We start from the raw sequence: 22547 nt of genomic DNA on the forward strand, positions 1-22547 counted from the left end.
ATGGACTTTTCCCGCTTTTTTATCGATCGGCCCATTTTTGCTGCGGTGCTGTCGATTCTGATCTTCGTCACCGGGATGATCGCCATTCCGCTGCTGCCGATCAGTGAGTATCCCGACGTTGTCCCGCCCAGCGTGCAGGTGCGTGCCGAATACCCCGGCGCGAACCCGAAAGTGATCGCAGATTCCGTGGCGACGCCACTGGAAGAGGCGATCAACGGCGTCGAGAACATGATGTACATGAAATCCGTCGCCGGTTCGGATGGCGTGCTGGTCACCACGGTGACCTTCCGTCCGGGCACCGATCCCGATCAGGCACAGGTGCAGGTGCAGAACCGCGTTGCGCAGGCGGAAGCCCGCCTGCCGGAGGATGTGCGCCGGCTGGGGATCACCACGCAGAAGATGTCGCCGACCCTGACACTGGTCGTTCACCTCTTCTCGCCGGACAATACCTACGATTCGCTCTATCTGCGGAACTACGCCACGCTCAAGGTGAAAGATGAGCTGGCGCGCCTGCCCGGCGTCGGTCAGATCCAGATTTTCGGCGCGGGTGAATATGCGATGCGCGTCTGGCTCGATCCCAACAAAGTGGCGGCGCGCGACCTGACCGCCCAGGACGTGATCACCGCGATGCAGGAGCAGAACGTGCAGGTTTCTGCCGGTCAGCTGGGGGCGGAACCGCTGAAGAAGCAGAGTGATTTTCTGCTGTCGATCAACACTCAGGGACGGCTGGAGAACGAACAGCAGTTCGGCGATATCATCCTGAAGACCTCTGACGACGGTTCGCTGGTACGGCTGCGCGATGTGGCACGCATTGAGATGGGATCGGGCAGTTACGCCCTGCGCTCTCAGCTCAACAACAAGGATGCGGTCGGTATCGGCATCTTCCAGGCACCCGGCGCCAACGCCATCGATCTCTCCAATGCGGTTCGCGCCAAAATGGATGAGCTGGCGACCCGCTTCCCCAACGATGTGAAATGGGCCGCACCTTACGATCCCACCGTCTTTGTACGCGACTCGATTAAGGCCGTGGTGCAGACCCTGCTGGAAGCGGTGATCCTGGTAGTGCTGGTGGTGATTCTGTTCCTGCAGACCTGGCGTGCCTCCATCATTCCGCTGCTGGCCGTGCCGGTGTCGGTGGTCGGAACCTTCAGCGTACTCTATCTGCTCGGTTTCTCGCTCAATACCCTGAGCCTGTTCGGGCTGGTGCTGGCGATCGGGATCGTGGTGGATGACGCGATTGTAGTGGTGGAGAACGTCGAGCGTAACATTGAGATGGGGCTGTCGCCGCGTGCCGCTGCGCATCAGGCGATGCGCGAAGTCTCCGGGCCAATCATCGCCATCGCGCTGGTGCTCTGCGCGGTGTTCGTGCCGATGGCGTTTCTGTCGGGCGTGACCGGACAGTTCTATAAGCAGTTCGCCACTACCATCGCGATCTCCACCGTGATTTCGGCGATTAACTCGCTGACGCTCTCGCCTGCGCTGGCGGCGATGCTGCTGAAAGGCCATGACGCGCCGAAAGATCGCCTGACGCGAATTATCGATGCGCTGTTTGGCTGGCTGTTCCGGCCGTTTAACCGCTTCTTCCAGCGCAGTGCGCATGGGTATGAATCGCTGGTTGGCCGCACGCTGCGTCGCCGTGGCGCGGTGTTTGCCGTCTATCTGCTGCTGCTGGCCGGGGCCGGGTTTATGTTCCATACCGTGCCGGGCGGCTTTATTCCGACGCAGGATAAGCTCTATCTGATTGGTGGCGTGAAGATGCCGGAAGGCTCTTCGCTGGCGCGGACCGATGAGGTGATTCGCAAGATGAGCGAAATCGGTATGCAGACGGACGGCGTCGCCTATGCGGTTGCTTTCCCCGGCCTGAATGCCCTGCAGTTCACCAATACGCCAAACAGCGGCACGGTCTTCTTTGGTCTGAAGCCCTTCAACGAGCGCAAGCATACGGCGGCCGAGATTAACGCGGAGATCAACGCCAAAATCGCCCGCATCCAGCAGGGGTTTGGCTTCTCCATTATGCCACCGCCGATCCTCGGGCTGGGCCAGGGATCGGGCTATTCGCTTTATGTGCAGGATCGGGCCGGTCTGGGCTATGGCGCATTGCAGACGGCGATCAATACGCTGTCGGGCAGCATCATGCAGACGCCGGGGATGCACTTCCCTATCTCCTCTTATCAGGCCAACGTTCCGCAGCTGGATGTTCAGGTCGATCGGGATAAAGCGAAAGCACAGGGTGTGTCGCTGACCGCGCTGTTCAGCACGCTGCAGACCTATCTCGGCTCCTCTTACGTGAATGACTTTAACCGCTTTGGCCGTACCTGGCGGGTGATGGCGCAGGCGGATGGGGAGTTCCGCGACAGCGTTGAGGATATTGCGAACCTGCGCACCCGCAACGATCGCGGCGAAATGGTGCCGATTGGCAGCATGGTCAACATCACCACCACTTACGGCCCCGATCCGGTGATCCGCTACAACGGCTACCCGGCGGCGGACCTGATCGGTGATGCCGACCCGCGCATCCTCTCCTCCGCCCAGGCGATGAGCCAGCTGGAAGCGATGTCCGGTCAGCTTCTGCCCAACGGCATGAACATCGAGTGGACTGACCTGAGTTATCAGCAGTCAACCCAGGGCAACACGGCGCTGATCGTCTTCCCGATGGCGGTGCTGCTGGCCTTCCTGGTGCTGGCCGCGCTCTACGAGAGCTGGACGCTGCCGCTGGCGGTGATCCTGATTGTACCGATGACGCTGCTCTCTGCGCTGTTTGGCGTCTGGCTGACCGGCGGCGACAACAACGTCTTCGTGCAGGTCGGACTGGTGGTGCTGATGGGGCTGGCGTGTAAGAACGCGATTCTGATCGTCGAGTTCGCGCGGGAGCTGGAGATGCAGGGCAAAGGGATTGTAGACGCGGCGCTGGAAGCGTGTCGTCTGCGTCTGCGCCCTATCGTGATGACCTCCATCGCCTTTATCGCCGGCACGGTGCCGCTGATTCTGGGTGAAGGTGCGGGCGCCGAAGTGCGTGGCGTGACCGGCATTACGGTCTTCTCCGGGATGCTCGGCGTGACACTCTTTGGCCTGTTCCTGACGCCGGTATTCTATGTCGCACTGCGCAAGCTGGTGACGCGCCAGTCACGACAGGCGGAGTCAGCCGCGGCGTAAACCGTCAACGATTAAAAGGGGCGATCGCAGGATCGCCCTTTTTTTTGTCTGAAACACGCCTGACCGCCCCCCCGCGTGAAAGCGGCTCATCAGATGAGAATCTCAACCCGGGCTTTACGGCCCAGCTGCGCCAGCGCCAGTTCAACTTTTTCAACTTTTGACGAGTGCTCTACGTCAAGCAGTCGATCAACCTGTGGTCCATTTACACCCAGCTGGCGTGCCAGATCTGCCTTGCGGGTACCGGTTTCAATCATGGCGTTATACAGTGCCGCTTTCATCGCTACCAGGACAGGCACAGAAACGATGTACTCCCCCTGCTGCGCATCACTTGCTAACGGGATGGGACGACGGGCATCCATTTCCAGAAAGATAGCGGCTACCAGTCCATCTGCTGCCTCGGCCAGCGCTTCCTCAACGGTGTCGCCAACTGAATGCAGTAAGGGTAAATCGCGACATGACACCTCCCAGCTATCGGTTTTCAGGTCATGCGTTAATCTGACGGCATAGTTAAACATAGGGTGACCTCACTGATCAGGTTTACAGGCCCGGATCTTTTAGAATTTTCTTGCGCGTCCCTTCCGGCATTTCTTTCGCGCCATGATCCGGAAAGACAGACTGCCTGTCGCCTGAGAAGACTTTGAAATGGCTGCTTCCTCTGCGGTGCTTAACCAGAATAGCGCCTTGCTGAATGAGCCAGCGTCTGAATTCACTGTACTTCATGGCGTTCCCTCGCTCAGTCTAAAGCAAGATTAAAACTAGTGATGCTTAAGACAACATAGATGTTTCATTTTATTAAGAGCAGGAGCGATAAAGCAGGAGAGCAAGCAGAAAGGGGCCAAAGGCAGCGTGCAGCATGAATCCACGCCCATAAAAAAAGCCGCTCATCAGCGGCTTTTTTTGCAGAGTTCGTCACTCTCTTCGGGTTCTGGTTCCGGCACGGCGGTGCAGTTACTGGTATCGCGCTTTTTCAGTTCGTTCAGCGCGTCGGCCACGGTGCGTTTTGCCAGCACGTCCAGCGACGCCTGCTCGGCTTCGTCGGCGATCGACTTGAAGTACCAGCAGAGGTTGGCACTGACCAGACAGCGTGGTGCCACATCGGGGCGCGCAGCCCAGATCTTTTTATCTTCAATCACCGAGACGTAGATATCCCGCAGGGTAATTTCTGCTGCAGGGCGTCCCAGATGGATGGAACCGGTGCGGCCCAGCGTCGAGACGATGATGCCGTCACGGGTCAGCGGGACCATCAATTTTCGTATGAAACTGGGATTCGCTTCCAGCCCGTAGGCCAGAATCGCGCTGGTAGAGCGTTTACCCATTTGCTCCGCCATCGCTACGCTCAGAACCATTTGCAAAGCTGTCGGGAAGCGGTAATCAAGCATTTCTTTATCCTGAGTTGCGGTGCATCTTATTGTTTTATTGCCGCATAAGTGAACAATCAATGAGCAATAAATATAACAAACACAGTTGCTTTTTTGAAGCAAACCCACGCTGACAAGGCACGTATTCACCAAAGGCAGAAGCCCGACCGCACAAGGTGCTTAGCCTGCTCACGCCCCTGTTAATGCCTGGCGGGCGTGCAAATGGCTTAAACGGACGCGGCCGGGGCCACCGGTAATCGCCTCTTCAGCGCCATCACCAGCATCACGTTAATGATTGCCAGCGCGCAAAGCAACCATAGCGTGGCTGATGCGCCCATCTTTTCAAAGACATATCCACCGATCAGCGGTGTCAGCGCCTGCCCCATGAGCGCCGGGCGGGCCATTTTGCCCATCACGATGGCATAAGATTCTGGTTTGACCATCACCAGCGGTAACGTTCCCCGCACGATGGCTCGCAGGCCATTCCCTGCCCCGTAAAGTAACATGCTCAGCAGCGCCATCTGGGGCATCACCGCCAGCAACAGCAGCCCCAGCGCCACCAGTCCGACAGAAAAGAAGGTGGTGCGGATGGGATGGCTGCGCTTAAAGGCAATATCGACGAGACGGGACGCGACCTGACACGGACCAAGCACCGCGCTGATCGCCAGCGCCGACGCCAGCGTATGACCACTCGCCTGCAGTAAGGTGATGAGCTGCACAGAGATCGCAGTCATGATCACCGATGCCAGCGTGAAGATGGCGCACAGCAGCCAGAAGAGCACCGGTGCAATCTCAGCCGCTGTGGGTGCGGAATCGCGCCGTTTTACCGGCCGCTGAGCGTGGCTCGCCGGCAGGGCAAAAAGATAGGCAGGCAGGACGCAGACGACCATCATGGCCGCAATGATCAGCGATGCGTCGCGCCAGCCAAATCCGTGAATCAGTAAGGCCGTTCCCGGCCAGACCAGCGTGGTGCAGAAACCCGATATCAGCGTAATGCCGGTGATGGCGGACCGCGCCTGCGCGCCATAGCAGGTGCCGAGCGTGGCAAACAGCGCGTCATACAGGCCCATCGCCATTCCGACCCCGATCACGACCCAGGCAAACAGAAACAGCGGCAGCGTATGAGTGCTGGCCATGATGACCAGCCCCGCCGCCATCACCCCCCCGCTCAGCGCCAGCAGCAGGCGACCGCCAGTGCGGGCGATAATCCTGCCTGCCAGCGGCGATAACAGCCCCGACACCAGAATCCCGGCAGAGAGCGCGCCATAAATCCACTGCTGTGACCAGCCGGTCTCCTCCGCAATCGGCGACGCCATGACCGCCATCAGATAGAAGGAGCCACCCCAGGAGAGGATCTGTATCCATCCCAGGGTAATGATGGCGGCAATGCCGGGTTTGTTCATCAGATTCACAGGCAATCTCAGGGTTAGCAGGCGAACCGTTTTATAACATGTTCTGCTATCAGCCAGAATGCGCGATCGCTTTTTACTGTTCTGCCAGGCAGGCCGCACGTTTTACCGATTGGTTTAACAGTATGTTGTAACTATAAAGCACTTGCATACCCGCCGGGCTTCTGCCACATTGTGGACGTTGTAACTATGGAGGTTCACATGACCCGCTACGACTTAGTGGCTGATATGCATCAGTGTGTCAACGACCTGGAACTGGCGCTGGGCGAACTGCGCCAGCAGATTGACGCGCAGCCTCTGCTCATCGCCCGCGTGTTCAGCCTGCCGCCGGTGGTAAAAGGCCGCGAACATGAGGCAATTACCCGGATTGCCGTCGACCAGCATCTCGGCGAGCGCGCGCGGACGATGGCGCTGGATCACTACTGCCGCCTGTTTATGCAGCATCAGTCTGAACAGCTGAGCACTAAGGCCGCCGTGCGCTTGCCGGGTGCCCTCTGTATTGAGTGCGACGCGGCACGGGAAGCGGAGCTCGACGCGCTGGTGACGGTCATCAATCAGCTGAAAGCGCGGCTGGAGCAGCTGATTACGGTGGAGTCGGGCCTGCCAAGTGAAGCGCGCTTTGAGTTCGTCCACCAGCATCTGCGCGGGTTGATCACGCTGAACGCCTACCGCACCATCACCCTGCTCAGCGCACCAGACAGCCTGCGCTTCGGCTGGGCGAATAAGCACATCATCAAGAATCTCAAACGCGAAGAGGTGATCGCCCAGCTGGAAAAAAGCCTGAAAGCGGGACGCGCTCAGGCGCCCTGGTCACGCGAACAGTGGGCAGAAAAAGTGCAGGAGGAACTGGCCAGCGTGCGCGCCCTGCCCGACTCGGCACGGCTCAAAATCAAACGTCCGGTGAAAGTCCAGCCGGTGGCGCGCGTCTGGCGTGCCGATGAGCAAAAACAGACGCAGCTGGCGTGCCCGTCACCGATCCTGGTGATCTGTCGCGACCGCACTCAGGTGCCGGTGCTGGGCGAGTTGCCCGACTATGATGCGGATAACATTACGCATCGCCACAAGCCTGCTGCGGAACCACTGAATCTGCTGATCCCCAGACTGCATCTGTGGGTGGACTGCCCGATATAATGCCGGGGCCAGCCTCCGCTTGCCCCGGATGTTCCTTACGACTTCATGCTGCCGACCATCTCTTCCGGCCGGACCCAGGCATCAAACTCCTCTTCCGTCAGGTAGCCCAGCTTCAGCGCAGAGCCTTTCAGCGTCAGCCCCTCTTTGTGCGCCTTTTTGGCAATTTCGGCGGCTTTATCATAACCAATGTGGGTATTCAGCGCCGTCACCAGCATCAGCGACTCATTCAGCAGCTGATCGATGCGTTCGCGCACCGGCTCGATGCCGACTGCGCAGTGATGGTTGAAGCTGTCCATGCCGTCCGCCAGCAGGCGCACCGACTGCAGGAAGTTATGGATAATCATCGGGCGGAAGACGTTAAGCTCGAAGTTACCGGACGCACCGCCCATGTTGATCGCCACGTCGTTGCCCATTACCTGGCAGCAGAGCATGGTCATCGCCTCGCACTGGGTCGGATTGACCTTGCCTGGCATGATCGAGCTGCCCGGTTCATTTTCCGGGATCGCAATTTCGCCGATGCCGCAGCGCGGGCCGGATGAGAGCCAGCGCACGTCGTTAGCGATTTTCATCAGCGAGGCGGCCAGCCCTTTCAGCGCGCCATGCGCGTGGACCAGCGCATCGCAGGTCGCCAGCGCCTCGAACTTGTTCGGCGCCGTGACAAACGGCTGCTTCGTCAGATCGGCCAGCGCCGCCGCTACCCGCACCGCATACTCCGGATGGGTGTTGAGACCGGTTCCGACGGCGGTGCCGCCCAGCGCCAGCTCCGCTACGTGCGGAATGCTCTGCTCGATATGCTTCAGGTTATGCTCCAGCATCGCCACCCAGCCGGAGATCTCCTGCCCCAGAGTCAGCGGCGTGGCATCCTGCAGATGAGTACGCCCAATCTTGACGATATCTTTAAAGGCGTCGGACTTCTGGCTCAGGGTCTGTTTCAGCACCTGAATCTGCGGGATCAGCTGTTCGCGCAGGGCGATGACGGCGGCCACATGCATGGCGGTCGGAAAGACGTCGTTGGAGCTCTGGCTCTTGTTCACATCGTCGTTGGGATGAACCAGCCGCGACATGCCGCGCTCGCCGCCCAGCAGTTCACTGGCGCGGTTGGCCAGCACCTCATTCATATTCATGTTGGTCTGCGTACCGGAACCGGTCTGCCAGATCGCCAGCGGAAACTCTTCCGCATGCTGGTCGGCCAGCACCTCATCCGCCGCGCGGACAATCGCATCGGCCCGTTCAGCGGGCAGCAGGCCCAGATCGCGGTTGACGCTGGCCGCCGCCCGCTTGGTCAGCGCCAGGGCGTGCACCAGCGCGGTGGGCATTTTTTCGGTTGAGATGCGGAAGTGCTCCAGTGAGCGCTGGGTCTGCGCGCCCCACAGTTTGTCTGCCGGTACGTCGATGGGGCCCATTGAATCTTTCTCAATGCGGTTGGCTGCCATGAATACATCTCCTTTACCTGTATTTAAATGAATGTGTGCCTGTTCTGACGAGGGTCCAGGGGTACACCGGATCGCAATACACAATAATTTAACATTATCAGAGCTTAGCGCCGTTTGGGATCGGGTCGCTATTTTTAACGACAGTTTCTGCTTTAATAACGACCATAATTTTCGTGCCCGGGAGTTCGTGATGCAAAAAATGAACAACTCACTGCAAAATTATGCCTGGGGTAGCCAGACGGCATTGACCCGGCTCTATGGGATTGCCAACCCGCAGGGCCAGCCGATGGCGGAACTCTGGATGGGCGCGCATCCGAAAAGCCCCTCCACCGTCTCTGACCGGGGTCATCCGCGGTCGCTGCGAGAGGTGATCGCGGCCGACCCGGTTGCCATGCTGGGTGAAACCGTTGCCCGGCGTTTTGGTGAACTGCCCTTCCTCTTCAAAGTCCTCTCTGCCGACCGGCCCCTCTCCATTCAGGTTCACCCCAGCAAGCCCGCCGCCGAGGCAGGCTTTGCCCGTGAGAATGCGGCCGGGATCCCTTCCGGTGCGGCGGAGCGCAACTATAAAGATCCTAACCACAAGCCGGAGCTGCTTTACGCGCTGACGCCTTTCCAGGCGATGAACGGTTTCCGCACGATCACGGAAATGGTGTCACTTCTGGAGCCGGTCGCGGGTGCCCATCCGCAGATTGCCCATTTTCTGCAGCATCCCGACCTGAAAACCCTGGCGACACTCTTCTCTGCCCTGCTCTCGCTGGAAAGGGAAGCGAAGTCGCGGGCGCTGGACGTCCTGAAATCAGTGCTTGATGTGCAGCAGGGCGAACCCTGGCAGACCGTCCGCGCCATCGCGGCGGACTATCCCGACGACTGCGGCCTGTTCTCACCCTTGCTGCTGAATGTCAGGACGCTGCAGCCAGGCGAAGCGATGTTTCTCTATGCGGAAACGCCGCACGCCTATCTGAAAGGCGTGGCGCTGGAGGTGATGGCCAACTCCGACAATGTTCTGCGCGCCGGGTTAACCCCGAAATATATTGATGTCGCTGAGCTGATGGCCAACCTGAAGTTTGAAGAGAAACCCGCCAGCGCGTTACTGATTGCGCCGACGCAACAGGACCACGCCCTGCGCTTCCCGGTTCCGGTGGAGGATTTTGCCTTCGCCATTCACACGCTCAGCGCCGCGCCGCAATCGCTGGCGCAGCAGAGTGCCGCCGTGCTGTTCTGCATCGAGGGCCAGGCGATGGTGGTCAGAGGCGATGAGCAACTGACGCTGAAACCCGGTGAGTCCTGCTTTGTACCCGCCTGTGAATCACCCGTGTCGGTGGCCGGAACAGGCCGTCTGGCGCGGGTATTTAACGACTTAGGGTGAACCGGCTGACGAAGGGCCGCTTAACTGCTATTATTTCAACCTATTAGCATTTAAACGCCTCCGGGCGTTTTTCTTCGGTCGTCAGGGCAGACCTGCGGCGTAAGCGGACTCAAGGATAAGGACGAATCAGCAATGAAAAAGACCAATGTTGCCGTAGGTGTCATCATCGCACTGGGTGTAATCTGGACTGGCGCGGCATGGTTCACTGGCAAGCAGATTGAAAGCCACCGGGATCAGCTGGTCCAGAATGCCAACGCGCAGCTGAATGCTTATGCCCCCAACAGCCGACTGAAGATCAGCTATCAGGATTACCAGCGCGGCGTGTTCAGCAGCAAAGTGAATCTGGTGATTCAGGCCAGCTCACAGACGGAAGATAATCCGCTGCTCAAGCCCGGCCAGAGCCTGGTGCTGAATGAAACCATCGACCACGGCCCCTTCCCGTTTGCGCAGCTGAAGCATTTCAACCTGATCCCGAGCATGGCGTCGATTCATACCGAACTGGCGAACACCGACGCGGTGAAGAAGCTTTTTGAGCTGACCGGGAATCAATCCCTGATCAACGCGGATACCCGCATTGGCTACAGCGGCGCAACCGATACGGCGCTGCGCATCCTGCCGATTGATTATCAGAACGCGCAGAGCGGCGAACGTCTGGCGACCAATGGCGGAACCTTTAACGTCAGCGCGGACAACAAAGGCGACAAAGTGTCGCTCGACAGCGACGTGGATAGCCTGGCGCTGACCAGCAAAAATGAGATGGGTCAGCCGGTGCTGTTCACCCTGAACGGCCTGAAGCTGAGCGGCAACACCCACCTCAGCCCGGAAGGCGTGCGGATTGGCGACCAGTCGGTAAATATTGAGAAGGTCAATGCCAGCATCAACGGTCAGGACGCCCTGACGCTGCACAACATGAAAGGCACCTCCTCGTTCGATAACAGCGCCGGCAAGATTGGCGGCAATATCGACTATCAGGTGGAAAGCGTTCAGCTGCAGAAGCAGGACTTTGGTCAGGCCGCGCTGAAAATGAAACTGTCGCAGTTTGACGCTCAGGCGGTCAAAGCCTTCTCCGATCGCTATAACGCGCAGATGCAGGCACTGCAGAACCAGCCGGGCCTGGCGGACGATCCGATTCGCTATCAGGCGGGCGTGCATGAAATCCTGATGAACAACCTGCCGATGCTGCTGAAAGGCTCGCCATCCCTCAGCATCGCACCGCTGAGCTGGAAAAACGATAAAGGGGAAAGCACCTTTAACCTGACCGCTAACTTCAACGATCCCTCTCTGGTGAACGGCGAAGCCCAGAGCCTGAGCGCTATGGTGGATCGGGTTCTGAAGTCACTGGACAGCAAGCTGACGATCAACATGCCGATGGCGACCGAGACCATGCACAAAGTGGGTCTGGCCGAGGGCTATCAGGCGGACGACGCACAGAAACTGGCTGACCAGCAGGTGAAAGGTCTGGCGGCGATGGGTCAGATGTTCCGACTGACGCAGCAGCAGGACAACAACATCGTGACCAGCCTGCAGTACACCAATGGCCAGGTCAATATGAACGGCGACAAGATGACGCTGGAGCAGTTCCTGTCCCGCTACATGCTGGGGATGCCGACCAGCGAAGGCATGCCACAGTAACTCGCCTCATCGCATCAGAGCGGCCTTCGGGCCGCTTTTTTTTATCGCTGAACGGCCAGATCAGGCCTTCGGGCGGGGTAATGGGTAATTATGCAGCATCCGGCGGCGCCGTTTGCGCAAATAACTGGCGCTGTTGCGCATGATATTTTTATAATGCTCTGCACGTCACTGACAACTGAGCGAGTGCACCATGATCGATTCCAAAATTCCCCTGACTGATATTCATCGCCACCTCGATGGCAACATCCGTGCACAGACCATCCTTGATTTAGGCCGCCAGTTTAATCTTGACCTGCCCGCTTCCACGCTGGAAACGCTGCGTCCGCACGTCCAGGTGGGCCAGAACGAGCCTGACCTCGTGAGTTTTCTGCAGAAGCTCGACTGGGGCGTAAAAGTGCTGGGCGATCTGGATGCCTGCCGCCGCATCGCCCGCGAGAATATTGAAGATGCCGCCCGCGCCGGTATTCACTACGCTGAGCTCCGTTTTTCCCCCGGTTACATGGCGATGACCCACAACCTGCCCATCGCCGGGGTGGTGGAAGCGGTCATTGACGGCGTGCGCGCCGGTCGTCAGCAGCACGATATCGACGTGCGTCTGATCGGGATCATGAGCCGGACCTTCGGTGAAGAGGCCTGCCTCAACGAGCTGGAGGGATTACTGGCGCATCGGGATCACATCACCGCGGTCGATCTGGCGGGTGATGAGCTGGGCTTCCCCGGCAGCGAATTCCTGAGCCACTTCACGCGGGCGCGCGATGCGGGTTTCCGCGTGACCGTGCATGCGGGCGAAGCTGCCGGTCCGGAGAGCATCTGGCAGGCGATTCGTGAGCTGGGCGCGGAGCGTATCGGTCACGGCGTGAAAGCGATCGAGGATCGGGCGCTGATGGACTTCCTGGCGGAGCATCGCATTGGCATCGAATCCTGCCTGACCTCCAACATCCAGACCAGCACCGTGCCGTCTCTGGCGCAGCATCCGCTGAAGACCTTCCTTGAGCACGGCATTCTGGCGACCATTAACACCGACGACCCGGCGGTTCAGGGCATTGAGCTGGCCCATGAGTATCATCATGCGGCCCCAGCCGCAGGCCTGAGCGCCGCGCAGATCCGTCAGGCGCAGGAAAATGGCCTGACGATCGCCTTCCTCAGCGAGGCCGAGAAAGCGGCCATTCGCGCCCGCGTCCAGTAATCCCGTCGCGCAAAAAAACGGGCCGTTTATCCGGCCCGTTCTGCTTGCTCTCTTATCCGGCGATCAGACGCGCTTCAGCGACATCGTCTGGCGCTTCTCGGCGGATTGCAGACCCAGCTCGATCAGCTCCATCACCTGAATCGCCTCTTCCGCCGTAACCGGGTTATTGCCCCGTCCGGCGATCGCCTCGCGCACTGCCGCATAATAAGCCGGATAGTTGCCCGGCTGCGTCAGCTGCGTGGTTTCATTCAGCGCATCGCCCTCTACCAGCGTCAGGGTGCCATCGCGCATGTCGTAGCCCCAGTCCGCCTGCGGCGGGAAGTCACCGGATTTCAGACGATCTTCCTGCGGGTCCAGCCCATATTTGATGTAGCTGCCGCGGGTGCCGTGCACCGTATAGCGGGCGGACTCCGCCGCCACCAGCATGCTGGCGTGCAGCACCACACGGCGCTGTGGATAGGTCAGCGTGGCATGGAAGTAGTCCGTGGTCTGCGCGCCCGGCCGCATCTCCGCCAGATCGACAGTGATGGCGACCGGCGGGCCAAACAGCTGCAGCGCCTGGTCCAGCAGATGCGGCCCCAGGTCGTACCAGATGCCGCTGCCTGCGCCCTTCATTTCGCGCCAGCGATTGCGGACTTCCAGACGGAAGCGGTCAAAGTGCGACTCAAAATAGCGCACCTCGCCCAGCGTACCGGCTTCAAGCAGCGATTTCAGCGTCAGGAAGTCGCTGTCCCAGCGGCGGTTGTGGAACACGGAGAGCAGCAGCCCTTTCGCTTTCGCCAGCGCATCCAGTTCACGCGCCTGTGACAACGTCACGGTAAACGGCTTATCGACCACAACATGCTTGCCAGCATTCAGCGCGGCTTTGGCCAGCGGGAAGTGCGTATCGTTCGGGGTGGGGATCACAATCAGCTGCAGCGTCGGGTCATCCAGCAGCGCCTGAGGATCGGCCACCACCTGAACGCCAGGCCAGTCGGCGTGGACTTTGCTGGCGTCGCTACTGGAAATCGCAGCCAGCTCCACGTCCGGCGTTCCCGCAATCAGCGGGGCGTGAAACGTTTTACTGGCAAAACCGTAGCCGATCAGACCCACACGTAATTTATCGCTCATTTTGCTTCCTCTCAGAGCCAGGCCCATCCGGTGAAACAGCGACCGACAGTCCGTGCACGCACCGTGCAGCCCCCCCACACCGACGGATAACTGTGAGGAGAGCGCACTGCGCGGCATGGGACTGACGTCGGGAGCCGCCAGATGGGTCAGGTATGTTGTCGCTAACCTGATTGATTTAAGACGATCAACCGGATGCGAACAAGGAGGAATTTCCCGAAAAAACTAAGAGATAGCACTCCGCGCTAAAGGCCAGGCGGTCTGTGCCGCGAGGCTGTCGTGGGCATCCTGATTACGGCGGCGGAAGTCGCTGGGGCTGACGCCGACCCGCTTGCGGAACACCCGCGAAAAGTAGAGCTGGTCGTCGTAGCCCACTTCACGCCCGACCGAGGCGATCGGTTCCTGGGTGGTCTGCAGCAGCAGTTTGGCACGGATCACCCGCTGATCTTCCCGCCAGCGCAGCAGGTTAACGCCCATCTGCTCGCGGAACAGATGCGCCAGCCGTGACGGCGACAGACAGACATGACGCGCCACCTCCTCGATTCTGACCTCGCTGGCGAGATGGTTGGTGACATACTGACAGGCTTCGATGACGCGGGGATCGCGGATCAGCTGATGGCTGCGCGGATCTTCTTCGACGGCGCGCAGCAGGAGCCGTTCCAGCAGGTTCATCGCCAGCTCTTCCGCAAAGCGGCGGCCGGAGTTGTGGGTCTGTTCGATGCTGGCAAACAGGCGGTCGAACTCGCCGCGCAGCGATTCCGGCAGCAGCAGGCGTCCCACGCCCTCCTGCTCATCCTGCCAGCGCAGCCAGTCCTGCCAGTAGGCGCGCGGACGGAAATAGACCCAGCGATGGAACCACTGCGGGCTGTCCGGCGCGCGGCCATAATAGTGGGCGGTTTTGGGCTGGAACAGCAGCAGTTCGCCCGGTTCGCAGTCGAATGCCCGCTCGCCGTCGAATACCCGTCCCTTCCCTTTGATGGTGAGATTCAGAATGTAACCTTTCATGCCGTGCGGACGATCGATAAAGAAATCGAGCGGGCCATCGGCGGTAATCGGGGTCAGGCCCGCTACCAGCCAGGCATTAAATGAATAGCCCGGCAACAAGGGGTTTTGCTGTTCGGCCGGTAATTCACGGTGATACATAGCACCCTCACTCAGTCTGTTATTGTCCGGATAGCCCGCAAAGAAGGCTGCATCTGCGGGCCAACGACTCGCGCAATCAGGCTTTTTTCTGTTTGTAACGGTCAAATATCACCGCAGCTAACAGTATCAGACCGCGCACCACATACTGTGAGAATGGCGAGATATTCAATAAATTCATCGCATTCTCAACCGTGCCCAGGATCAGTACCCCGGCCACAACATAGGAGATTTTGCCGATCCCCCCCTTCAGCGAAACGCCGCCCAGCACGCAGGCTGAGATCACCACCAGCTCATAGCCGATTGAGGTCATCGGCTGGCCGCTGGTCATGCGTGACGCCAGGATGATGCCCGCCGCCGCCGACACCAGACCGGAGAGGATAAAGATGATGATGCGGGTGCGCACCACCGGCACGCCCGCCAGCCGCGCCGCCTCTTCATTGCCGCCGATGGCCAGCGTGTTACGGCCAAAGGTGGTTTTGTTGAGCAGGAAACCGAAGATCAGCATCGTCGCCAGGGTCAGCCAGATCGGCGCCGGTACGCCCAGCCAGTTAGCGAAGCCCAGCGCAAAAAAGCGCTCATCTTCGATGCCGACCGCTTTACCGTCGGAGAAGATATAGGCCAGACCGCGTACGATCTGCATCGTCGCCAGCGTGGTGATCAGGGCGTTGATCTTCAGCCGGGCAATCACGAAGCCGTTGATAAAGCCCGTGATCATCCCCAGCACCAGACCGGCCGCGACGCCAATCCACAGGCTTTCGGTCATGTTGATCACCACGGCGGTGACCACGCCCGCGCAGGCGATGACCGAGGCAACCGACAGGTCAAAATCCCCGGACGCCAGGCAGAACAGCATGCCGCAGGCGACCATGCCGGACATCGACATCGCCAGCCCCAGGCCTTTCATATTGATAAAGGAGCCAAAGTTCGGCACGAAGATCGCACAGACAATAAACAGCAGCGCAAAAACGACCAGCATGCCGAAGTTGTCCCAGATGCGACCTAACTGCAGTCCGCCGCGTGATGCAGGCTGCGGCGTATTTGAGGTCGTGGATGAAGCCATGATGCTCTCCTGTCAGGCCACGGCGGCCGCTTGAGTGGTTTTAGGCATCGCCAGGCTCAGCGTCTGCTGCTCCGTGGCGTCGTCGTGCAGCAGTTCACCGGCGATGGCGCCTTCGCGCATCACCACGATGCGATCGGCCAGGCCCATCACTTCCGGTAAATCGCTGGAGGCGAACAGCACCGCGATGCCCCGGTTCGCCAGCTGATAAATCAGGTTATAGATCTCGTGTTTGGCCCCGACGTCAATGCCGCGCGTCGGCTCATCCAGCAGGATCACCTTCATCTCTTCCGACAGCCAGCGTCCCAGAATCGCCTTCTGCTGGTTGCCGCCGGAGAGGTTCATGATCAGCTGATCGGCGCTGGGCGTTTTGATGTTCAGCGAGCGGATGTGGCTGTCGGCGTTTTTGTTTTCCCAGCCGTTTTTGATCAGGCAGCCCGCGGTCAGGTTGTGACGGCGGGCGCTGATATTGATGTTATCGCGCACCGAATGCACCGGAATGATCCCCTCGGCTTTGCGATCTTCCGGGCAGAGCATAATGCCCGCACGAATGGCGTCGATCGGCTCGCGCAGTGGCAGCGGCTTGCCATCCAGGATCACCTGTCCGCCACGCAGACGGGTGCCGCCAAACAGCCCTTTCAGCAGTTCACTGCGTCCGGCACCTACCAGGCCAAACAGCCCGACGATTTCACCGGCGTGTACCTTCAGCGAAACTGGCGTACGGACGCCCTTCGCTTCGACCTTATCCAGCTCCAGCCGTACCGCGCCTTTCGCGCGCGGCGTGTAGCCATAGATGTCACCGAGATTACGGCCCACCATCGCCTGCACCAGATCGTCGTGATGGGTGTTCGCCATATCGGTGAAGGTGCGCACGTAGCGGCCATCCTTGAAGACGGTGATGGCATCGCTGAGGGCAAAGATCTCTTCCATACGGTGTGAAACGTAGAGCACCACCCGGCCCTCCTCACGGAGCTGGCGGATGACGCGGAACAGGTTGTCGATCTCACGCGCCGACAGGGAGCTGGTCGGCTCATCGAAGGCGATGATGCGCGCGTTACGCGCCAGCGCCTTGGCAATCTCCACCATCTGCCACTGCCCCAGCGACAGGTATTTCAGCGGCATATCCGGATCGATATCCATGCCGAGATTTTTCAGTTGCAGGCCCGCTTCGTAACGCATCAGCTTACGGTTCACCAGCCCGTGTTTATGGGGGATCTGACCGAGGTAGATATTCTCCGCCACGCTCATTTCCGGCACCAGATGCAGTTCCTGGTAGATTATGGCCACGCCCGCGTCCAGCGCATCCGTGGTGCGCTGAAAGTTCATCGGCTGGCCTTTGATACGAATCTCACCGCCGCTTGGCTGATAACTGCCGCTGAGTATTTTTAACAGCGTCGATTTGCCCGCGCCGTTTTCGCCCATCAGCGCATGGACTTCACCGCCGCGGCAGTCGAAAGAGATATCCTGCAGCGCTTTCACGCCAGGAAAGGTTTTACTGATGCCATGAAACGACAGAAATGCTGAATCAGTGTTCATGTGGATCCTCACTCTTCCGCGCCGCCAGCCGGTTAAAACGGGCGACGCGAAATCGGCTACGCAGGATGCCAGGCGGCAACGCGCCTGACAGGCTCAGGGTTACATCAGTCCTTTTTTCGCCAGTTCAGTTTTGAAGTTGTCACGGGTGATCAGCACCACATCGGTCACTTCGGTGAATTTCGCCGGTTCTTCACCTTTGCTGACCCAGTTGTAGAGCATCTGGCTGCTCTTATAGCCGTGGATATCCGGGCTTGGCAGCAGCGAGCCGTAGAAGCCGGTCGCTTTGTCTTTCGACAGTTCGCTGACCGCATCCACGCCGTTGATACCGATGCCGATAACGTCAGCCGCCTTGAAGCCCTGACCTTCTGTGGCGCGCACGCCACCCAGCACGGTGTTGTCATTCATGCCGACAATCAGCCAGTGTTTGATTTCAGGATGCTGAACCAGCAGGGAGTTACCGGCGTCAAACGCGCCAGGGATATCGTTGGATTTGGTCGGGACCTGATAGATCTGTCCGGCCGGGAAACCGGCCGCCTTCAGCGCGTCCATGGAGCCGCCGGTGCGACGACGGGCGGTATCCAGTTCGTTAGCCGTAATCGCCATCACGCCGGTGGTTTTCACATCCCAGCCGCGCTTCTGCATCTCTTTATAGAGTTCCTGACCCTGACGCTCACCAATTTTAGTCGCCGCCATCATCACCAGCGGCACGGTGTCCATCGGTTTGCCTTTGGCCGTCACGAACTGATCGTCGACCGCGATGACTTTCAGGCCGTAGCCGCGCGCTTTCGCCATGATGGCCGAGCCGAGTTTCGGATCGGGCGTACAGATCACAAAACCTTTCGCACCGTTGGCCGCGAGGCTGTCGATGGCATTCAGGGTTTTTTCCCCATCCGGCACGGCAATTTTGATGACGTCAAAGCCAAGATCTTTGCCCGCCTTATCGGCGAATTTCCATTCCGTCTGGAACCAGGGTTCTTCTGGTTGCTTGACTAAAAAACCCAGCTTCATGGTCTCGGCGATAGCGGATTGTGACATAACCGCTGCCAGGCCGATGGCCGCGAATGCTTTAGTGAATTTATGCATGATGCTCTCCGGTACCAGGTTATTTTTCGCTGCTAATAACGAATCGGTGTAAACGCTACCAGTTAGTTTTGTTTTGTGGGTACAGCCATAAATCAGTGCGTTAGGCTGCTGTAAACGGTCAGCCTGTGCAGACGCTGGGCTAGTTTTAGCGGGATTAGCGAAGAAAAATGTAGAGCGGTATCACATCTTAAAATCACGACAAAATGATCCATATATTCAGCAAATTTAACCGGACCTTAACTTTTGCAATGGATCACAAAATCACTGCCGATGACAGAAAAGTGCATATTGTCAGCCAGCCATGACTAACCGTTCCGGCGCGCCGAACCCAGGATACAGGAGTTAACTCATCACAGGAGATTCCAATGCGTGCTGGAGCCATCACCCTTGGGCTGGATTTTGGTAGTGATTCGGTGCGTGCGCTGGCCGTGGATTGTCACAGCGGCAAAGAGCTGCAGAGTGCGGTATCGAACTACCCGCGCTGGCAACAGGGCTTATACAGCGATCCACACACCAACCGTTTTCGTCATCATCCGCAGGATTACATTGATGCCATGGAGCAGGCGCTGCTTGGCGTGCTGAATGCACTGAGCGACGATCAGCGCCGCGCCGTGGTCGGTATCGGCGTGGACAGCACCGGCTCCACCCCCGCGCCGATTGACCGTGAGGGCCATGTGCTGGCGCTGCGGCCGGAGTTCGCCGACAACCCCAATGCGATGTTTGTCCTGTGGAAAGATCACACCGCCATAGAAGAAGCGGAAGAGATCAATCAGCTCTGTCACAGCGGCCGCTTCCAGGATTACAGCCGCTACATCGGCGGCATCTACTCCTCAGAGTGGTTCTGGGCAAAGATCCTGCACGTCTCGCGCGAAGACGCCGCCGTGCGCGAGGCGGCAGTCTCCTGGGTCGAGCTGTGCGACTGGGTGCCCGCCCTGCTCAGCGGCACGACCGCACCGGATAAACTGCGCCGCGGCCGCTGTGCTGCCGGGCACAAGGCGCTGTGGCACGGCGACTGGAACGGTCTGCCCGATGCCGATTTTCTCAATGCGCTCGACCCGCTGTTAACGCAGCAGCTCGATGCCCCGCTCTTTACCGATACCTGGACGGCGGATCTGCCGGTCGGCACGCTTAGTCCGGAATGGGCACAGCGTCTGGGCCTGACGCAGAGCGTCACGATCTCCGGTGGCGCGTTCGACTGCCATATGGGTGCCGTCGGTGGTGGCGCGAAACCTTATACGCTGGTGAAAGTCATTGGCACCTCAACCTGCGACATCCTGATTGCTGATGCTGAGCAGGTCGGCGATCGCGACATCAAAGGCATCTGCGGCCAGGTCGATGGCAGCGTCATGCCCGGTGCGATCGGGCTGGAGGCGGGTCAGTCCGCCTTTGGTGATATCTACGCCTGGTTCAGCCGCTTACTGGGCTGGCCGCTGCAGCTGGCGGCGCAGCAGCATCCGGCGCTGAAGCCGCAACTGGCGGAGATGCAGAAGAGCCTGATTAAAGATCTGACCGAAGCCTGGGCGGCGAATCCGCAGCTCGATCATCTGCCGGTGGTGCTCGACTGGTTCAATGGTCGCCGCACGCCGAATGCCAACCAGCGACTGAAAGGGGTTATCACAGATCTCAATCTGGGAACCGACGCACCGGCGTTGTTTGGTGGTCTGGTCGCGGCGACCGCCTTCGGCGCGCGCGCCATCATGGAGTGCTTTGAACAGCAGCAGATCCCGGTGGAGAGCATCCTGACGCTGGGCGGCATTGCCCGCAAATCCCCGGCCATTATGCAGGCCTGCTGCGACGTCATGAACCGGCCACTGGATATCGTCGCCTCTGATGAATGCTGCGCGCTGGGTGCGGCGATCTTTGCCGCCGTCGCCGCCGGCGTTCACGCCAGCGTCCCGGATGCACAGCAGGTCATGGCCAGCCCGATTGCCGTCACCCTGCAGCCCGATCCGACCCGCGTCGCCCGCTATCAACACCTTTATCAACGCTATCAACAGTGGTGCGTAGCGGCTGAACCGCAATATGCCGCGCGTCCCGCTTCCGCGACCAGCCCGTCCCGGCAGGCGTAATGGTTACAGACAGTCTGGACACGGGCAGGCGCACACGGCGTACGTGAGGATTACTCGCTGCGCTCGCCCCTTCAGGTGGCTAAAACAGCCTGTGTGCGCCGCCCGGATTCAGACAGACAAATTAAACAGCCTATTGGGATAGGCGAAAAGTTAAGGAGTGATGTATGGAACAGTCAAACAGCTACAGCGTGTGGTTCGTCATCGGCACACAACACCTCTACGGGGCGGAAACATTACGCCAGGTTGAACAACATGCCCGTCAGGTCGTCGAAGGCCTTAATCAGACCGGCTTACCGCTACGCCTGACGCTGAAACCGCTGGTGAAATCGCCGGATGAAGCGCTGGCTCTGTGCCGCGACGCCAATTTCGACCCGCAGTGCGTCGGTATCATTACCTGGCTGCACACCTTCTCTCCGGCCAAAATGTGGATCGGGGGCCTGAGCATCCTCAACAAGCCGCTGCTGCAGTTCCATACCCAGTTCAATGCAGAGATCCCGTGGGACAGCATGGACATGGACTTTATGAACCTGAACCAGACGGCGCACGGCGGCCGCGAGTTCGGCTTCATCGGCGCGCGGATGGGCCTGCAACACAGCGTGGTGACGGGTCACTGGCAGGACAGCGCCAGCCAGCAGCGTCTGGGGAACTGGATGCGTGCCGCCCTGGCGAAACAGGAAAGCCAGCAGCTGAAAGTTGCCCGGTTTGGCGACAACATGCGTGAAGTGGCCGTGACCGAAGGCGATAAAGTGGCCGCACAGATTCAGTTTGGCTATGCGGTAAACGGCTGGGGCGTCGGCGATCTGGTGGAGGTCATTAATGGCGTCAGCGACGGTGATGTGAATGCGCTGATCGACGAATATGAGAGCCTCTACCGCTTTACCGATGTCGCTGCGTCCGGCGGTGAAAAGCGTCAGAACGTGCTGGATGCGGCGCGTATCGAACTCGGTCTGACCCGTTTTCTTGAAGCGGAAGGCTGCCACGCCTTTACCACCAACTTCCAGACGCTGCACGGCATGACGCAGCTGCCAGGCCTGGCGGTTCAGCGCCTGATGGCCAGGGGTTACGGATTTGCCGGCGAAGGTGACTGGAAAACCGCTGCCCTGCTGCGCATTTTCAAAGTCATGGCCGGGGATCGTAAAGGTGGCACCTCCTTCATGGAGGATTACACCTATCACTTCTCGCCAGGCAACGATCTGGTACTCGGCTCACACATGCTGGAAGTCTGCCCGTCGATCGCCATCGAAGAGAAGCCGTTAATCGATGTGCAGTTCCTGGGCATCGGTGACAAAGCCGATCCGGCCCGCATGATCTTCTCCACCCCGGCGGGCCGGGCAATTAACGCCAGCGTGATCGACATGGGCGATCGTTTCCGTCTGCTGGTGAACGTGGTCGATGCGATCGAACAACCAAAACCGCTGCCGAAGCTGCCGGTGGCACGCGCACTGTGGAAAGCTCAGCCGTCACTGGCGACCGCTTCCGAAGCGTGGATTCTGGGCGGCGGCGCGCACCATACGGTGTTCAGCCAGGCGCTGACGCTGGAGGATATGTATCTGTATGGTGAGATGAACGACATCGAAGTGCTGGTGATTGATGAGCACACCCGGTTGCCTGCCTTTAAAGATGCACTGCGCTGGAATGAAGCGTACTACCGCCTGAAACGTTAATCAGGGTTTAGCGGTGCCTTTCGCCTCTGCGACACGCGAAGTGCAGGGGTTGAAAGGCGCCCTGTTTCAATCCTAATGCTATGCGATCCGGAACGGCGGCGTGCCGTAAAGTCGCGGTTAATCCCTTCCTCAGACCCGCCACCCTCACGTTCAGGAACGTCAGCCCTGCTCATAAAGCCGCACCAAAGCCCGACCGGGCAGGAAAGGTATGCCTGAAGAG

17 protein-coding genes are annotated in these 22547 nt (G+C 59.4%); 7 read left to right on the forward strand and 10 right to left on the reverse strand.

The genetic code is table 11. The annotated features are described in order from the left end of the window. Positions 1 to 3153, forward strand: a complete 3153-nt coding sequence (gene oqxB, locus J1C59_RS09815; RefSeq protein WP_128085849.1) for a multidrug efflux RND transporter permease subunit OqxB — start codon at positions 1 to 3, stop codon at positions 3151 to 3153. 89 nt (positions 3154 to 3242) lie between these two features. Here the strand turns inward: oqxB and J1C59_RS09820 are convergent, their stop codons facing one another. The 4 genes from J1C59_RS09820 to J1C59_RS09835 all read right to left on the reverse strand — a co-directional run bounded on the left by J1C59_RS09820 (position 3243) and on the right by J1C59_RS09835 (position 5923). Beyond that, the gene (locus J1C59_RS09820) at positions 3243 to 3668 is read right to left on the reverse strand and encodes a type II toxin-antitoxin system HicB family antitoxin (RefSeq protein ID WP_128085848.1); all 426 of its coding nucleotides are present in this window, start codon (positions 3666 to 3668) and stop codon (positions 3243 to 3245) included. Between the two features lie 22 nt (positions 3669 to 3690). After that, positions 3691 to 3873 (reverse strand): type II toxin-antitoxin system HicA family toxin, encoded by a 183-nt coding sequence (locus tag J1C59_RS09825; protein ID WP_128085847.1) that lies wholly within the window; start codon positions 3871 to 3873, stop codon positions 3691 to 3693. A gap of 164 nt (positions 3874 to 4037) precedes the next feature. Beyond that, positions 4038 to 4532, reverse strand: a complete 495-nt coding sequence (locus tag J1C59_RS09830; protein ID WP_128085846.1) for an RrF2 family transcriptional regulator — start codon at positions 4530 to 4532, stop codon at positions 4038 to 4040. A 206-nt stretch (positions 4533 to 4738) separates the two neighbouring features. Next, positions 4739 to 5923, reverse strand: a complete 1185-nt coding sequence (locus tag J1C59_RS09835; RefSeq protein ID WP_140917218.1) for an MFS transporter — start codon at positions 5921 to 5923, stop codon at positions 4739 to 4741. Between the two features lie 198 nt (positions 5924 to 6121). Between J1C59_RS09835 and tus the strand changes: the two genes are divergently transcribed. Continuing rightward, positions 6122 to 7051 carry a DNA replication terminus site-binding protein gene (gene tus, locus J1C59_RS09840; protein WP_140917217.1) on the forward strand — a complete coding sequence of 310 codons (930 nt, stop codon included), beginning with the start codon at positions 6122 to 6124 and terminating at the stop codon, positions 7049 to 7051. A 35-nt stretch (positions 7052 to 7086) separates the two neighbouring features. On the opposite strand, the gene fumC is transcribed toward tus, so the two are convergent. Beyond that, positions 7087 to 8484: a class II fumarate hydratase gene (gene fumC, locus J1C59_RS09845; RefSeq protein WP_128085845.1), complete on the reverse strand. Its 1398-nt coding sequence runs from the start codon at positions 8482 to 8484 to the stop codon at positions 7087 to 7089. A gap of 190 nt (positions 8485 to 8674) precedes the next feature. Between fumC and manA the strand changes: the two genes are divergently transcribed. The 3 genes from manA (at position 8675) to add (ending at position 12668) form a co-directional block, all read left to right on the forward strand. Next, the gene (manA, locus tag J1C59_RS09850) at positions 8675 to 9850 is read left to right on the forward strand and encodes a mannose-6-phosphate isomerase (protein ID WP_128085844.1); all 1176 of its coding nucleotides are present in this window, start codon (positions 8675 to 8677) and stop codon (positions 9848 to 9850) included. Positions 9851 to 9982: 132 nt separating this feature from the next. Then, a complete protein-coding gene (locus J1C59_RS09855) occupies positions 9983 to 11482 on the forward strand; it encodes a YdgA family protein (RefSeq protein ID WP_128085843.1) in 1500 nt (499 codons plus the stop codon). Between the two features lie 190 nt (positions 11483 to 11672). Further along, positions 11673 to 12668, forward strand: a complete 996-nt coding sequence (add, locus tag J1C59_RS09860; RefSeq protein WP_128085842.1) for an adenosine deaminase — start codon at positions 11673 to 11675, stop codon at positions 12666 to 12668. A gap of 63 nt (positions 12669 to 12731) precedes the next feature. Here add and J1C59_RS09865 read toward each other — a convergent pair whose 3' ends face one another. The 5 genes from J1C59_RS09865 to J1C59_RS09885 all read right to left on the reverse strand — a co-directional run bounded on the left by J1C59_RS09865 (position 12732) and on the right by J1C59_RS09885 (position 18594). Further along, complete coding sequence (locus tag J1C59_RS09865; RefSeq protein WP_128085841.1) at positions 12732 to 13778, reverse strand: oxidoreductase; 1047 nt, start codon at positions 13776 to 13778, stop codon at positions 12732 to 12734. A 222-nt stretch (positions 13779 to 14000) separates the two neighbouring features. After that, complete coding sequence (gene araC / locus J1C59_RS09870) at positions 14001 to 14918, reverse strand: arabinose operon transcriptional regulator AraC (RefSeq protein ID WP_111140482.1); 918 nt, start codon at positions 14916 to 14918, stop codon at positions 14001 to 14003. A gap of 76 nt (positions 14919 to 14994) precedes the next feature. Then, a complete protein-coding gene (gene araH / locus J1C59_RS09875; protein WP_111140483.1) occupies positions 14995 to 15978 on the reverse strand; it encodes an L-arabinose ABC transporter permease AraH in 984 nt (327 codons plus the stop codon). 12 nt (positions 15979 to 15990) lie between these two features. After that, the gene (gene araG, locus J1C59_RS09880) at positions 15991 to 17511 is read right to left on the reverse strand and encodes an L-arabinose ABC transporter ATP-binding protein AraG (protein WP_128085840.1); all 1521 of its coding nucleotides are present in this window, start codon (positions 17509 to 17511) and stop codon (positions 15991 to 15993) included. A 99-nt stretch (positions 17512 to 17610) separates the two neighbouring features. After that, positions 17611 to 18594: an arabinose ABC transporter substrate-binding protein gene (locus J1C59_RS09885; protein WP_111140485.1), complete on the reverse strand. Its 984-nt coding sequence runs from the start codon at positions 18592 to 18594 to the stop codon at positions 17611 to 17613. Between the two features lie 365 nt (positions 18595 to 18959). Between J1C59_RS09885 and J1C59_RS09890 the strand changes: the two genes are divergently transcribed. Next, positions 18960 to 20663 (forward strand): ribulokinase, encoded by a 1704-nt coding sequence (locus tag J1C59_RS09890; protein ID WP_128085839.1) that lies wholly within the window; start codon positions 18960 to 18962, stop codon positions 20661 to 20663. 164 nt (positions 20664 to 20827) lie between these two features. Continuing rightward, on the forward strand, positions 20828 to 22327 hold the full coding sequence (gene araA, locus J1C59_RS09895; RefSeq protein WP_128085838.1) for an L-arabinose isomerase: 1500 nt from the start codon (positions 20828 to 20830) through the stop codon (positions 22325 to 22327). The last annotated feature ends 220 nt before the right edge of the window (positions 22328 to 22547 follow it).

The sequence above is a fragment of the Pantoea deleyi genome (genome assembly GCF_022647325.1).
Classification (GTDB): Bacteria; Pseudomonadota; Gammaproteobacteria; order Enterobacterales; family Enterobacteriaceae; genus Pantoea; species Pantoea deleyi.